The sequence below is a fragment of the Shinella zoogloeoides genome (assembly GCF_030733845.1).
In the GTDB taxonomy this organism is placed as follows: Bacteria; Pseudomonadota; Alphaproteobacteria; order Rhizobiales; family Rhizobiaceae; genus Shinella; species Shinella zoogloeoides_C.
On record NZ_CP132311.1, the window covers coordinates 2,699,917 to 2,713,556 of the forward strand.

Below are 13,640 nucleotides of genomic sequence, written 5' to 3' on the forward strand. Positions count from 1 at the left end.
TTAGGGTCTATGCGCCAATCCGGCGCGCCCCTGGAGCACCCCATGAGATCTCTGTCCGATACGCTCGAACGCCTTGCCCGGTTGCGCGCGGTGAAACCCGCCACCCCGACCGGTTCCATTCTCAGGAAGCTCGATCAATTCGGGAGCAACCCCGGTGCTTTGACCGCATGGCACCACGTTCCGAAACATTTGCCTGCTGCGCCGGCCCTGGTTGTTGTGCTGCACGGCTGCACGCAGACTGCCGCCGGTTACGACGCCGGCTCAGGGTGGTCCGCCTTGGCGGAGGATTACGGTTTCGTCGTTCTATTTCCGGAACAGGTCCGGCAGAACAACGCGAACCTGTGCTTCAACTGGTTCAATACCGCCGACACACAGCGCAATGAGGGCGAGGCCATGTCCATCCGGCAGATGATCGCCACGCTGGTCGCCGAACATCGCATTGATGATCGCAGGGTTTACATAACCGGCCTTTCGGCCGGCGGTGCCATGGCGAATGCAATGCTGGCCTGCTACCCGGACGTTTTTGCCGGCGGCGCCATCATCGCTGGCCTTCCATACGCAGCCGCGTCCACCGTGCCGGAAGCATTCGATCGCATGCGCGGGCAAGGACTTCCCAAGACGAACGCCCTGCAAGCAAGCCTGCGCGCCGCCTCACGGCATGAGGGGGCGTGGCCGACGGTTTCCGTCTGGCACGGAACCGGTGACAACACGGTCGTGCCGGAAAACGCGGCGGCGATCGTCGCGCAGTGGCGAGGTGTCCATGCATTGCCGGAACAGCCGACATCCTCAGAGATGTTCGCTAACTATTCGCGGTCGGCCTGGCGCGACGGGCGCGGCACTGATACAATCGAACTCTACTGGATCTCCGGGATGGCCCACGGCACACCCGTCGATGCCTCCACCGGCTATGGCCACGCCGCGCCCTTCATGCTGGATGTCGGCGTTTCCTCAACCGTTGAGATCGCAAGGACATGGGGCCTCGCAGCCTCCTTTGAGCGACGCCAGCGACCGAAGGCTGAAACTTTCGACGAGCGGCCAGCCAGACACCCGAGCGACGGTGGCGGGAACAAAATTCAATCCGTTATCGAAAACGCGCTGCGCTTGGCCGGGCTTATGAAATGATGTGATCTCGGCTCGCCCAAGGCATCTCCTCGGGTTTGCACGCGACGTCGTCGACCATATTGAGGATGAGGGAGCGCCTGCCGCAAGCGAGTTGACCGTGGAAGAAATTCAACAACCAGCGGTCGTCGGCCTTTGCTTCGAAGGTCACGAAGGCACGTATTTGTGTGACGACTCGGCGTCTCAGCGTTCGAAATCCAGGAAATGGCCCGCCGATGTTGGAAGCAGGGCTGGCACTAAACAATGTCACACTGCGATACATCGCGCAGCCTTGTCAGCAGCTTTCCGGTCGTTGCCGTGCTCGGCAAGGATCCGCCCTGCATCCTCGACGGAGATCCGGTGCTTCTTCGCCAGTGTCTTGGCATCGTACTTCTGGGCAGACGCCGAAGCGTCTTTGGATTGCGCCACGATGTTCTCCTAGGGATTGTCGCAAGACATGAGCGCAAGAGGCGCGCCTAAACCGATGAGCTTGTGTAGGTGGTCAACGACCATATAGCAACCGGCTGATACCCGACGGAGGTCGATGCCCGTGCCGGTGGAGATGCTGGCGAACTGGAAGATTCGCTTCCTACAAGTCGTGCTCATCATCCCAGATATTGAGAGCTTCGCAGCGGCGGGGTGTTTTCGCCTCCGCGAAACGTCTGGCCGGACCTTCGAATAGGCGGGCGACATCGCGAGCTTCTTTGTATTCCGGTTGGGCCTCGCTACTAAGGCTCTTGCTCGTCCTCGATGCTTTGAAGGTCAGGATCACCACAGCCAGCCCTCTGAGAGAACATAGATGGTCATGATTAAGCTAGCGCCAACCGCGAAGTGGGAGGCCATCTCGGTAACGACTTGACGGTTCTGGAAACGGTAAGTGGTGGAAGACATAATGTCATCCTTTCAATAGAGCGGTCGAAGGCAAATTCAGTTCGAAGACGGTGGCACGTTAGCCATTCAGGCCTTGGCATCGAGAGCTAAGGCCCGATGAACGTCATCGTACGAAACCTGAAGGCGTTGGCGAACGATCGAAGATGAAGAGAGGCGCGGTATCTCAAGATGAGTAGCTACGCGCTTGTAGGCGGGGAAACTCAATCCGACGATGAGTTCTTCGTCGACTATTAGGCGGTACGTGCCGGCCTCTTGCGGCTCAACGAGTGATTCAAGCCGGAAAGGCCTGTGGAATGTAATTTCTTTCTCAGTCGTTCTCATGACGCGTTCGCCCTGTGATGTGCTGGTAGCTGCAGCAGCTAAATTGGAGGCGGGCGGAAGCGCCCGATAGACGGCGCTTCGAAATCTAGCCCTGGTTTTCCGGCTTCCTAGCCGGGCGCCTACCACAGCCAGCCATCCATGAGGACGTAGACGATCATAACAATGCTTGCACCGACAGCGAACTGTGACGCGGTCGCAGCAACGAGATATCGATCTTGATGAGTTGCGAAGTTGGAAGACATGTCGTCCTCCTCTCTTTGGGGCCAGGGTAGCAAGCCCTCAAACAGCAGCGCCCGTAATGATGGCTGCTGGAGTAACGACCTTGCGCGCTTATGGCGGCATTAGCAAGCAATCAAATAAGGCAGTTGGAAACGAGGGCTGCGCCGGTTCCGTAAGGCGCCTGCGCGTCGCCTAGGTGACGACGATCTGACCTTTTTGCACGTACTCGGTAACGTCGAGATCAAAGCGCTGCACGACAGCGAGATCATCGGCCACGTTCGGCGGTGCGAAGTGCAAGAAGTAAGACGCGTTCCGGCTCTTCGAGCGCTCAATCTCAGTGTCGGACAGCTTTTGCCCCACATAGATACCGTCCCCCACCTCGTGCCCTTCGACCATCAAAGTTTGCTTCACAGTGAATTTCATAGGTTTGATGGTCATAGCTATTCCTCCGTGGGGTTGCCGTTAGAACCAATGCCACCCCGCTCTCGAAAAGTCGCCGATAACGAAGATCAGTGCGTCTTTCCGAGGAAAACGTAGCACCTTTTTAAAGTGCAAGCACAGAAGCATGAACTGCTACGCCTGATGAGTCGATAGGCAATCCTCCCGGTCGGCTGGCCGAGGCGAAACAAAGTTTCAGCGCGGTACGGATGAAGATAAGAGCAGAGCATAGCCCCTACCCTCGACAGCGCGGAAAATAACAGCAGGTTGGGTACACCGAAGGGCGCCACGCCGCGCCCTCCAACAATATCATCGACGCGATGGAACGCTATAATTGAGCTCTTGAATGGGCTCGAACCAGCGGCCCGATAGTTGCGCCTTTGGCGGGCTGACATTCTCTATAATTCTGCAGGCGCCTGAAAGCGCTATATTCAGCTATCCGGGGCCCAGCAGGAACAAGTTCTTTTCACCCACATTGTGCCCTCGTCTTTGCACCGGCGAATCAAGGGCATCCCAGGTGAGCAGGACACCTCGCTCAGAGCTTCACGATCGCCTTGCGAGCCAACAAGCCTTGCGGTGCGAACAACAGAACTGCGATGACAAGCAAAATGGTGAAGGCGTCGCGATAGCTGAGTAGGCTTTCCGGCAGGTAGGCCTGCAGGAAGACCTCGATGAAGCCGAGCAGAAAGCCGCCGGCGACGGCGCCCGAAAGGCTGCCGAGGCCACCGATGATCGCCGCGATGAAGGCCTTGAGCACCGGCAGGAAGCCCATCAGCGGATCGACGCTGCCGCGTTGGGCCACCCAGAGAATGCCGGCAACACCCGCCATGAGGCCGGAAATCGCGAAGGCCGTGGCGACGACAGCATTGGCGCGGATGCCCATCAGGCGGACGATGGCGAAATCCTCCGACGCCGCCCGCATGGCCCGGCCCAACACCGTGGTGCGCAGGAAGAGGTTGAGGCCGACCAGCATGATGACGGTGACGAGGATGGAAATCGCCTGGATAACACCGATATGCAGACCGCCAATCTCGATCGTGCCGGACAGGCTCATCGGCATCGGCACCGGCTTGGGACGGGCGGAAATGAAGTTCTGGAACAGCACGCGCAGGATGGCACTGACGGCAAAGCTCGTCAGAAGCAGCGTCGTGCCGCTCGCGCCGCGCACCGGGCGGAAAGCGATGCGCTCCATCAGCAGCACCAGCACGATCGCGACGGCAAGCGCGAAGATGACGGCAACGCCGAAGGGCATGCCGACGATGAGGGCGAAGCACAGGCCGTAGCCGGCGGCCGTCATCAGCTCACCATGGGCGAAGTTGATCAAGCCCATGATCGAGAAGACGACGGCAAGGCCGAGCGCGAGCAGCGCATAGGTGCCGCCAAGGCTCAGCGCATTGACCAGTTGCTGCAGGAACATGTCCATGGATGGTTTTCCTTCTTGCCGGTCACGCGCCGAGATACGCGCCCTGGATTTCGGTGGAATTGCGCAGATCGGCAGCGGAGCCGGACAGCACGATGCGGCCGTTCGCCATGACATAGCCGGCGTCGGAGATCTCCAGCGACAGCGACACGTTCTGCTCGACGAGCAAGATCGTCAGCCCGCGTGCGCGCAGGCCGGCGATCAGCTCGAAAATCTGGTCGACGATCTGTGGGGCAAGGCCGAGCGAAGGTTCGTCGAGCAGCAGGAGATCGGGCGAGGACATCATGGAACGGGCAATCGCCAGCATCTGCTGTTCGCCGCCGGAGAGCGAGCCGGCCTTCTGGTGCAGACGCTCCTTGAGGATCGGGAAGCGCGACAGCATGTCTTCGCGCACCGTGTCGATCTGTCCCCTGCCCTTGTGCATGGCGCCGCCGAGAAGAAGGTGTTCATCGACCGTCAGCGTCGGGAAGATGCGACGTCCCTCGGGCGTCAAGGTCATGCCCATGCGCACGATCATCTCGGGCGGCAGGGCGGAAATGTCCTTGCCGGCGAAGGTCACGCGGCCGGCTTTCTTGGCGGCGAGGCCGACGAGCGCATTGAGCGTCGAGCTCTTGCCCGCGCCATTGGCGCCGAGCAGGGTGACGATCTCGCCCTTGCGGACCTTGAGGTCGACGCCCTTCAGCGCCTCGACCGGCCCATAGGCGACCTTGAGGCCGCTGACCTCGAGCAAGGGGGTATCGTCGGAAGTCTCACGCGTCATCGGCAAATCCTCGCCGCGGCATGTCCGCCCCGGCCAACAGCAGGAAGATCGCCCTCCGACTGACGCCGGAGGGCATCGCTTGAGAGATCACGGTGCGGGAACGTCCTCGGCCGCCGGCACGCCCTGACTGACCAGCGAGCGGTTGCCGCCCTCGATGCGCACCAGCGAGACCGAACGCAGCGGCATGCCCTGCGTGCCGACATAGCTGATCTTGCCGGTCACGCCCTCGACGCCGTCGAGCGAGGCGATGGCCTCACGGATGGCAGTCGAGTCCACGCTGTCGGCCTTGGTGACGGCCGCCTCGATGACCTTGCCGAGATCGTAGCCGTTGGCGATGTAGACCGTATCCGGGTCCTGGCCGAACTTCGCCTTGTACTTCTCGTTGAAGGCGGCGAGCGGGCTGCCCTCCGTCGCAAAGCCGGCCGTGGTGAAGACGACGCCGTCAACCAACGGGCCGAGGCCGAAGGTCGTCGGGGAATCGATGCCGTCGCTGCCGAGGATCGGCGTGGCGACACCCGCGCCGCGCAGCTGACGGATGAAGGCCGGGAAATCCGGTTCATAGGCGGCGGTCATGATGACGTCGGGCGCCGGGTTCAGCGCCTTGATCTTGGTGACTTCGGCGCTGAAATCCTGCTGGCCCATGCTGTAGGTGCCCTCGCCGACGACTTCGCCGCCCTTGCCCTTGAAGCTGGTCGCGAAATATTCCGGCAGCTTCAGCGTATAGGCGGTATCCGGCGACTTCAGCACATAGGCGGTTTTGAAGCCCTTTTCCTTGGCGTAGTTCGCCAGCACGGCGGCCTGGACGTTATCGGCCGGATAGTTGCCGAACATGTAGTCGCCGACGGCGAGCGGCATGGTCGGCGTGGTGGCGCAGAAGGAGAAGGCCGGGATCTGCGCGGCCTGCGTGATCTGGCCGGCCGCGATCGACGGGTCGGCATCACAGGGCGTGATCAGGATCTTGATGCCTTCGTCAACCAGTTCCTGCGCGACGAGCGCGGTCTGGGCGGCATCCGAGCGGGTATCCTTGGCGATCATCTTGATCGGGAATTTACCGGCGATGCCGCCGGCCGCGTTGATTTCGTCGACGGCCATTTGCAGGCCCTTCAGCGACGGCTGATCATAGGGCGCGAGGCCGCCGGTCTGCGCGGTTGCAAGCCCGACGACAAGGTCCTCGGCAAGTGCGGGGAACGCGAGAGCGCCAAGCGCGGTGGACAAGAACAAGGCCTTCAACGTCGTTTTCATTCTTATTCTCCTCTGGTGGTTATGCGGGCTTGCCGGCGGTATGCGGATCGAGATCCGGCACGGCGGCGTCGATTGCGGGCTTCGTCTGCTGCGCGGCCGAACGGCGGCGACCGATATAGGCTTCGATGACGGCGGGGTTGGCCTGGATTTCAGCGGGCGTGCCGATTGCGATCTGCTGGCCCTTGTTGAGCACTACGACCACGTCGCAAAGCCGCATGATGAGCTTGAGGTCGTGCTCAACGACGAGGAGCCCGAGCCGGTGCTTCGTGCGGATGCGATCGAGCACGGTCATCAGTTCCTGCGTTTCGGCCGGGTTCATGCCGGCGGCGGGCTCGTCGAGCAGCAGGTAGCGGGGCTTCAGCGCCAGCGCGCGGGCGATTTCCAGCCGCCGTTGCGCACCGTAGGACAGCGTGCCGGCAAGCTGGCCCTCGACAGTGCCGAGACCGACCTCAACCAGCGCCTCGCGGGCAAGGTCCACGGGATCGCGCTCGCCGACTATGGCGCTCGCGGCAACCGTGACGTTTTCCAGGACGGTGAGGTTCTTGAAGAGACGGATGTTCTGGAAGGTCCGGGCAAGGCCGGTGACCGGAACCCGGTGCACCGGGAGCGACGCGACATCCGTGCCATCGATCATCACTCTGCCGGTGGACGGCGGCACAACGCCCGAGACGCTGTTGATGAGCGTCGACTTGCCGGCGCCGTTCGGGCCGATCAGGCCGGTAACGAGGCCGGGACGGATTTCGAAATCGGCCTTTTCCAGCGCGACCAGCCCGGAGAAACGCTTGCCGACATCTTCGACACGCAAGGTGCCCGGTTCTTTTGCTGCGGCCTGCGCCGGCTGCTCGGCCACCGGCTTGACGACGCCAGCGGAAAGCCGCTTGAGGAACGGCACCTGCTCGTCAATCTCGCGCACGCCGAGAAGACCATCCTGAAGGCGGTACATGACGAGCAGGATGGCAAGACCGATGCCGATATCGGTGAGGCCGAACACCGTCGGCAGCGAGAAGGCGCCGAGATCGACACCGCCTTCCAGCTTTCGCAGCAGCTCCACGATCAGCATGATGACAGCCGATCCGACGACGGCGCCGGAGACGGTGGTGATGCCGCCGAGGATGAGCATGGCGAGCAGCATGAAGGTGAAGTTGAAATAAAAATCCTTCGGCGAGAAGGCGCCGATGAAATGCGCAAACAGCACGCCCGCCGCCCCGGACAGGATCGCACCCAGCACCCAGGCCAGGAAGCGGTGCAGGCGCACATTGACGCCGACGGCCGTCGAGGCGATCTCATCCTCCCGCGAAGCGCGCAGCTTCATGCCGGCGGCGCTGTCGCGATAGATGCGCGCGACGGCGACCGCGAGAATGGCGAAGGGAAGCGCGACCCAGATATTCACCGCACGGGGAATGCCGAAAAAGGTCTGACTACCACGGGTGAAATCGCTGGAAGCGACCAGCACGACATGCACGATGACGAGGAAGCCGAGCGTGCAGATCGAGGCGGAGGAACCGGCGAGCCGGGCGACCGGAATGCCGATGGCGACCGCCACCAGCGCCACCACGACGAGCGCCACAAGAAGTGCCGGCAGGAACGGCATGCCCCAGCCCATCAGCCAGTCCGGCAGATGCGGCAGCGCCGTCTTCTGCACGATCGGATTGATGGTGAGGAGGCCGGACGCATAGGCGCCGACGGCCATGAAGCCGACATTGCCGAACGAGATGATACCCGAATTGCCGCTGTAGACACCGATGCCGATGACGGCGGTCACGTTGATCAGGAACAGCGTCACCAGCCGCTCTCCCGCTCCCGGAAAGAGGCCTTTCGCCACCAGGGCTGCGATCACCAGGGGAAGCACCGTCGCGACGATCCCGACGACGGTTCCGCGCCTTATGCGCACCATCAGCATTCTCCCGATTTGCGGCTTCGTTTGTCGAGCCCGTTCCCGCAACAAACGTTAATCGAGAAAACGCATATGTCAATCTTGTTTCATTTTTTATTGTCTGCTAGCAAGAATGTAACAAAATTAAAATCGCGCCACGAACGCCGATCACGAGGGGGAGGCAAGCAATGGCCATTCGAGACCGACTGACGGACGGGGAAATCGCCTTCACACGGGCGGAGCTGAAAATCGTACGGCAGCTGCTGTCGAACTATCCGGCAGCCGGCCTCAATACGGTCGCGCACCTTGCCGCGGCTGCCGATGTCAGCAATCCCACGGTCGTGCGTTTTGCCAACAAGCTTGGCTTCGAAGGCTATCCGGAATTCCAGGCGGCGCTGCTCAGCGAAGTGCAGGAGCGGATGAGTTCGCCACTCTCCATGCTCGACACGCGCAAGCCGTCGCTGGAGCAGGAGAATTTCTACCAATACTTTTTGCGCGCCAGCATTCACGCGCTGGAAGCGTCGATGCAGATGCTGCCGCCCGACGATTTCGAAGCCGCCATCGATGCCGCCGCTGATCTCAACATGCGCGTTCATTGCCTCGGCGGACGGTTCAGCGGCTTCCTTGCCGGTCTCTTGTGGTCGCATATGAAGCAGCTGCGCGGCGAAACGCGCTGGATCAACGGCTCGCAGGCCGATCAGGTCGATCAGCTGGTCGATCTCGGCAAGCGCGACGTGCTCTTCGTCTATGACTACCGCCGCTACCAGATCGACACGATCCGTTTCGCCCGGCAGGCGGCCAAACAGGGCGCGCGCATCGTGCTCTTCACCGACCGTTGGGTCTCGCCGATCGCCGAATTTGCCTCGGTCACGCTGATGGCGCCGGTCGATACGGTTTCGCCCTATGACACGATGGTGCCCGCCATCGCCCAGACCGAGGCGTTGATCGCCGGCCTCACTGCCCGTCTCGCCAGCCAATCGCGTGGCCGCATCGAGCGCATGGAGGACCTGCGCCGCAGCTACGCCATCACCGAAGACGCCTACAGCCCGCCGGTCGACGGCGGCAAATGACACAGTGCCCTCAGGGCGAACCGACATCCACTGGAGGACAGACATGACTGCGATTGAAGTGCAATACGGCAAGGACCTGCTGCGGCGCGACAGCGCCTATGAGGACGGCATGACGGCCCTGCTTTATGTCGACATGCAGCGCATCTGGTGCGAGCCGAACCTCGACCCGACCCATCCGCAGGACGCTGACAGCTACTACCACCGCCGCCTGCGCGAAAAGGTCATTCCGAACCAGGTGCGCATTCTCGAAGCAGGCCGCAAGGCCGGCTGCAACGTCCTCCACACCATCATCGAGAGCCTGACGCTGGACGGCCGTGACCGTTCGCTGGACCACAAGCTCTCCGACATGCATGTGCCGAAGGGCTTGCCCGAAGGACAGGTCATCCCGGCGCTGGCGCCTATCGACAACGAGATCGTACTGCCCAAAACCTCGTCCGGCGTCTTCAATTCGACGAACATCGACTATGTGCTGCGCAATCTCAACACGCGCTATCTGATCATTGCCGGTGTCGTCACCGACCAATGCGTCGACATGGCCGTGCGCGATGCTGCCGACCGTGGCTATCTCGTCACCGTCGTCGAGGATGCCTGCGCCACCTATAGCCAGGAGCGTCACGACGCAGCGATGCGCGCCTATTCCGGCTACTGCTGGATCACCGACACGCAGACCGTCGTCAGCCGCCTTTCCGCACTCGGCCGCGCCTGATCGGATCACAAGGGGATCACCATGAACGAGAACAGCAGCAGCAAGGCCTTCGCCGATCTGACGGAACTTGCGACCTTCGTCACGACCGATATTGCCGGCATCACCCGCGGCCGCAGCTTCGCCGCCGCCGAGATCGAAGACTACCTGCGCAAAGGCGTCGGCTGGGTGCCGGCGAACCTCGCGTTGACGCCGTTCGATCTCATCGCCGACCCCAATCCCTGGGGCTCGGCCGGCGACTTGCGGCTGATGGCTGATCCCGAAAGCAAGGCCCGCGTCACCTGCCTGCCGGACGAGACGCCGCTGCATTTCTATCATTCCGACATCACCGATCTGAAGGGCGAGCCGTGGGATTGCTGCGTGCGCAGCTTCCTCAAGGCGACGCTGGCCGACTTCGAGAAGGAAGCGGGCCTCAAGGTCATCAGCGCGGTCGAACAGGAATTCCAGGTTCTCGGGGCCAATTGGCTCGCGGCACCCGCCTTCGGCCTGCGCGCCCAGCGCCGCGCCGAACCCTTCGGATCCCTGCTGATGACCGCGCTGAAGGAAGCCGGCGCCGAGCCGGAAATGTTCCTGCCGGAATATGGCAAGGACCAGTTCGAAGTCACCTGCCGTCCCGCCCCGGCCCTTGTCGCCGCCGACCGCGGCGCGACGATCCGCGCCGTGACCCGCGAGGTCGCCGCCCTCTTCGGCTGGACCGCCAGCTTCGCGCCGAAGACCGACCCCAACGGCGTCGGCAACGGCGTGCACCTGCATGTCAGCTTCACCGATCTCGACGGCAACCCCGTGACCTTCGACGCCTCGCGCCCCGGACGGCTCTCCAAGGTCGCCGGGTCCTTCGCGGCCGGCGTTATCAGGCACCTGCCGGCGCTGGCCGCCTTCACCGCGCCCTCCGTGCTCTCCTACATGCGCCTCGTGCCGCATCACTGGAGCGCGGCCTATACCTGCCTCGGCGAAAAGAACCGGGAAGCGACGCTGCGCATCTGCCCGACGCTCGACCTGCCCGGCAGCAACCCGGCCAAACAGTTCAACATGGAATACCGCGCTGCGGACGCCTGCGCGAGCCCGCATCTGTCGCTGGCCGTCGTGCTGCGTGCCGGCCTCGAGGGCATTCGCGCCGGGTTGGAACAGCCGCCATTAATCAACACTGACCCGTCGGAATTCTCCGCCGAGGAACAGGCGAGGCTCGGCATCCGTCGCCTGCCTTCCAGTCTTTCGGAGGCTCTCGATACACTGGCTGCCGATGACGTGGTGACGGGCTGGTTCTCGAAGGATTTCCTCGACTGCTACTTCGCCATGAAGCGCAAGGAGATCGAAATCGTCGAGGGTCTTTCGCCCGAAGACCTCTGCGCCCGCTACGCGACCGTCTATTGATGGGGCCGGCCATGACCTCAAGCAACGCTGCTCCCCGCCCTGAAAACCGATGGCGGCACGATCCGGCCCTGCCGCTGCTCGCCATCGACGAACCGCCGCCCTATAGCGTGGTCAATCCGGATGGTGCCTCGCCCTATCTGCTGCTGTGCGAGCATGCCGCAAACCGTATCCCGCGGGCGCTCGGCGATCTCGGCCTGCCGGAGACGGAGCGCCGGCGCCATATCGCCTGGGACATCGGCGTCAGCGCGCTTTCGCTGCATCTCAGCCGGACACTCGATGCCCCGCTGTTCATGACGAACTATTCGCGACTCGTCATCGACTGCAATCGCCCACTCGGTGTGCCCTCCGCCATTCCGGAAACCAGCGAAACGACCGAGATCCCCGGCAATATCGGCTTGACGGACGCCGAGAAGGCGCAGCGGATCGAGACGTTGTTCACACCCTATGCCGAAGCCGTCGCGAGACGGCTCGACCTGTTGCAGCAACAGGGCAAGCGCCCCATCGTCGTCGGCATCCACTCCTTCACACCGATCTATTTCGGCAAGCAGCGTCCGTGGCATGCCGGCATCCTCTATGGCGCGGCAACCGGCTTCGGCCGGACAATGATCCGAGAACTCCGGACGGAGTCCGGCCTCACTATCGGCGACAATGAGCCTTACACGATCCATCGGGATGAGGACTACACCGTGCCGGTCCATGCCGATGCACGCGGCCTGCCGGGCGCCCTCATCGAGGTGCGGCACGATCTGATCGACACGCTGTCCGGCGTCGGTGCATGGGGTGACAGGCTCACCCGCTGTTTCGAGGCCGCAACGAGGGAGCTGGGCTGATGGCCAACAGTCTCTACGACAGGGATGAAGCGGCGATCGGCACTTTGCAGAAGCTGCGATTCTTCCCGCTTGCCATCAGCGGCGGAAAGGGCGCCCGGCTCTTGGAAGAAAATGGCCGCGAGCTTATCGACCTCTCCGGTGCCTGGGGCGCAGCGAGCCTCGGTTACGGCCACCCTGCCATCGTCGAGGCCGTCTCCACCGCTATCGCCAATCCCGCCGGCGCAAGCATCCTCTCCGCCTCGAACGCACCGGCCGTGGCGCTTGCCGAAAGGCTGCTGGCGACATTTCCCGATCGCGGCGGGCATAAGGTCTGGTTCGGCCATTCCGGCTCCGATGCCAACGAAGCCGCCTATCGGGCGATCGTGAAGGCAACCGGCCGCACCGGCATCATCGCCTTCGTCGGCGCCTATCACGGCTGCACCGTCGGCTCCATGGCATTTTCCGGCCACAGCGTTCAGGCCGGCGCGGCCAAGGCGGAGGGATTGATCCTTTTGCCCTACCCTGATCAATACCGCCCTTATCAGAACGACCCGACCGGCGATGCCATTCTCACGCTTCTCAGGGAGAAGTTGGCTGAGGTTCGGGCCGGCTCGATCGGTGCGGCCTTCATCGAGCCTATCCAGTCGGATGGCGGCCTTATCGTGCCGCCCGACGGTTTCCTGCGGAAATTCGCCGATATCTGCCGCGCCCACGGCATTCTCGTCGTCTGCGACGAGGTGAAGGTCGGGCTTGCCCGCAGCGGCCGCCTGCATTGTTACGAGCACGAGGGGTTCGTGCCGGATATCCTGGTGCTCGGCAAGGGGCTTGGTGGTGGCCTGCCGTTTTCGGCGCTTATCGCGCCCGCCGAAATCCTTGATTGTGCCAGTGCTTTTGCCATGCAGACCCTGCACGGCAACCCGGTCTGTGCTGCCGCCGGCCTCGCGGTTCTCGAAACGATCGACCGTGAAGACCTCGCGGCGGACGCTGACCGCAACGGAAAGCTGCTGCGCGACGGTCTCGCACGGCTCGCCGAACGCTATCCCCTGATCGGCGACATCCGCGGCCGGGGCCTCGCCTGTGGCGTCGAACTCGTGCTCGACCGCCAAAGCCGCGCGCCGGCCCGCGCCGAGACGGCAAAGCTGATCTACCGCGCCTACGAACTCGGCGTCGTGCTCTATTATGTCGGCATGAACAGCAACGTCCTGGAATTCACGCCGCCGTTGACCATAACGGAGGGTGAAATCCGGGAGGCACTCGACCGGCTGGATCAGGCCCTGTCGGATTTGCCGAACGTTTCGAAAGAAAATCTCGCGCAATTTACCGGTTGGTAGATAAAATCTGACCTTGTCCCTTTGGAATAGTTCTTTTTAGATTGAGTTCCTGGCCCTTAAGAAGGCTGGAGAACTAACGCAAAATGCGGTCTAG

12 protein-coding genes are annotated in these 13,640 nt (G+C 62.5%); 6 read left to right on the plus strand and 6 right to left on the minus strand.

Translation table 11 applies throughout. The features are described 5' to 3' along the window. The first annotated feature begins 42 nt into the window (after nt 1–42). On the plus strand, nt 43–1,122 hold the full coding sequence (locus Q9316_RS14365) for an extracellular catalytic domain type 1 short-chain-length polyhydroxyalkanoate depolymerase (protein ID WP_306032267.1): 1,080 nt from the start codon (nt 43–45) through the stop codon (nt 1,120–1,122). Between the two features lie 243 nt (nt 1,123–1,365). Here the strand turns inward: Q9316_RS14365 and Q9316_RS14370 are convergent, their stop codons facing one another. The 6 genes from Q9316_RS14370 to Q9316_RS14400 form a co-directional block, all read right to left on the minus strand. Beyond that, nucleotides 1,366–1,527 carry a hypothetical protein gene (locus tag Q9316_RS14370; protein WP_306032268.1) on the minus strand — a complete coding sequence of 54 codons (162 nt, stop codon included), beginning with the start codon at nt 1,525–1,527 and terminating at the stop codon, nt 1,366–1,368. Nucleotides 1,528–2,721: 1,194 nt separating this feature from the next. Continuing rightward, nucleotides 2,722–2,967, minus strand: coding sequence for a hypothetical protein (locus Q9316_RS14380; RefSeq protein ID WP_244763876.1), 246 nt, complete (start codon nt 2,965–2,967; stop codon nt 2,722–2,724). A 535-nt stretch (nt 2,968–3,502) separates the two neighbouring features. After that, the gene (locus Q9316_RS14385; protein WP_306032270.1) at nt 3,503–4,390 is read right to left on the minus strand and encodes a branched-chain amino acid ABC transporter permease; all 888 of its coding nucleotides are present in this window, start codon (nt 4,388–4,390) and stop codon (nt 3,503–3,505) included. Nucleotides 4,391–4,412: 22 nt separating this feature from the next. Further along, nucleotides 4,413–5,147: an ABC transporter ATP-binding protein gene (locus Q9316_RS14390; RefSeq protein ID WP_306032271.1), complete on the minus strand. Its 735-nt coding sequence runs from the start codon at nt 5,145–5,147 to the stop codon at nt 4,413–4,415. Nucleotides 5,148–5,234: 87 nt separating this feature from the next. After that, entirely contained in the window at nt 5,235–6,389 is a 1,155-nt protein-coding gene (locus Q9316_RS14395) for an ABC transporter substrate-binding protein (RefSeq protein WP_306032272.1), read from the minus strand. Nucleotides 6,390–6,408: 19 nt separating this feature from the next. Further along, entirely contained in the window at nt 6,409–8,283 is a 1,875-nt protein-coding gene (locus Q9316_RS14400; RefSeq protein WP_306032273.1) for a branched-chain amino acid ABC transporter ATP-binding protein/permease, read from the minus strand. A gap of 167 nt (nt 8,284–8,450) precedes the next feature. On the opposite strand from Q9316_RS14400, the gene Q9316_RS14405 reads away from it, so the two are divergent. The 5 genes from Q9316_RS14405 to Q9316_RS14425 are packed head-to-tail and all read left to right on the plus strand — an operon-like array spanning nt 8,451 to nt 13,546. Then, the gene (locus tag Q9316_RS14405; RefSeq protein WP_306032274.1) at nt 8,451–9,332 is read left to right on the plus strand and encodes a MurR/RpiR family transcriptional regulator; all 882 of its coding nucleotides are present in this window, start codon (nt 8,451–8,453) and stop codon (nt 9,330–9,332) included. A gap of 43 nt (nt 9,333–9,375) precedes the next feature. After that, a complete protein-coding gene (locus Q9316_RS14410) occupies nt 9,376–10,038 on the plus strand; it encodes an isochorismatase family cysteine hydrolase (RefSeq protein WP_306032275.1) in 663 nt (220 codons plus the stop codon). 21 nt (nt 10,039–10,059) lie between these two features. After that, nucleotides 10,060–11,406, plus strand: a complete 1,347-nt coding sequence (locus tag Q9316_RS14415; protein ID WP_306032276.1) for a glutamine synthetase family protein — start codon at nt 10,060–10,062, stop codon at nt 11,404–11,406. An 11-nt stretch (nt 11,407–11,417) separates the two neighbouring features. Beyond that, entirely contained in the window at nt 11,418–12,236 is an 819-nt protein-coding gene (locus tag Q9316_RS14420) for an N-formylglutamate amidohydrolase (protein ID WP_306032277.1), read from the plus strand. Next, a complete protein-coding gene (locus Q9316_RS14425; RefSeq protein WP_306032278.1) occupies nt 12,236–13,546 on the plus strand; it encodes an aspartate aminotransferase family protein in 1,311 nt (436 codons plus the stop codon). The genes Q9316_RS14420 and Q9316_RS14425 overlap by 1 nt, the downstream gene beginning before the upstream one ends. Nucleotides 13,547–13,640 lie beyond the last annotated feature (94 nt).

Coding starts and splice junctions, on each gene's coding strand:
- Q9316_RS14410 (WP_306032275.1), top strand. CDS start 9,376: ATGACTGCGATTGAAGTGCAATACGGCAAGGACCTGCTGCGGCGCGAC.
- Q9316_RS14395 (WP_306032272.1), bottom strand. CDS start 6,389: ATGAAAACGACGTTGAAGGCCTTGTTCTTGTCCACCGCGCTTGGCGCT.
- Q9316_RS14365 (WP_306032267.1), top strand. CDS start 43: ATGAGATCTCTGTCCGATACGCTCGAACGCCTTGCCCGGTTGCGCGCG.
- Q9316_RS14420 (WP_306032277.1), top strand. CDS start 11,418: ATGACCTCAAGCAACGCTGCTCCCCGCCCTGAAAACCGATGGCGGCAC.
- Q9316_RS14380 (WP_244763876.1), bottom strand. CDS start 2,967: ATGACCATCAAACCTATGAAATTCACTGTGAAGCAAACTTTGATGGTC.
- Q9316_RS14400 (WP_306032273.1), bottom strand. CDS start 8,283: ATGGTGCGCATAAGGCGCGGAACCGTCGTCGGGATCGTCGCGACGGTG.
- Q9316_RS14385 (WP_306032270.1), bottom strand. CDS start 4,390: ATGGACATGTTCCTGCAGCAACTGGTCAATGCGCTGAGCCTTGGCGGC.
- Q9316_RS14390 (WP_306032271.1), bottom strand. CDS start 5,147: ATGACGCGTGAGACTTCCGACGATACCCCCTTGCTCGAGGTCAGCGGC.
- Q9316_RS14405 (WP_306032274.1), top strand. CDS start 8,451: ATGGCCATTCGAGACCGACTGACGGACGGGGAAATCGCCTTCACACGG.
- Q9316_RS14415 (WP_306032276.1), top strand. CDS start 10,060: ATGAACGAGAACAGCAGCAGCAAGGCCTTCGCCGATCTGACGGAACTT.
- Q9316_RS14425 (WP_306032278.1), top strand. CDS start 12,236: ATGGCCAACAGTCTCTACGACAGGGATGAAGCGGCGATCGGCACTTTG.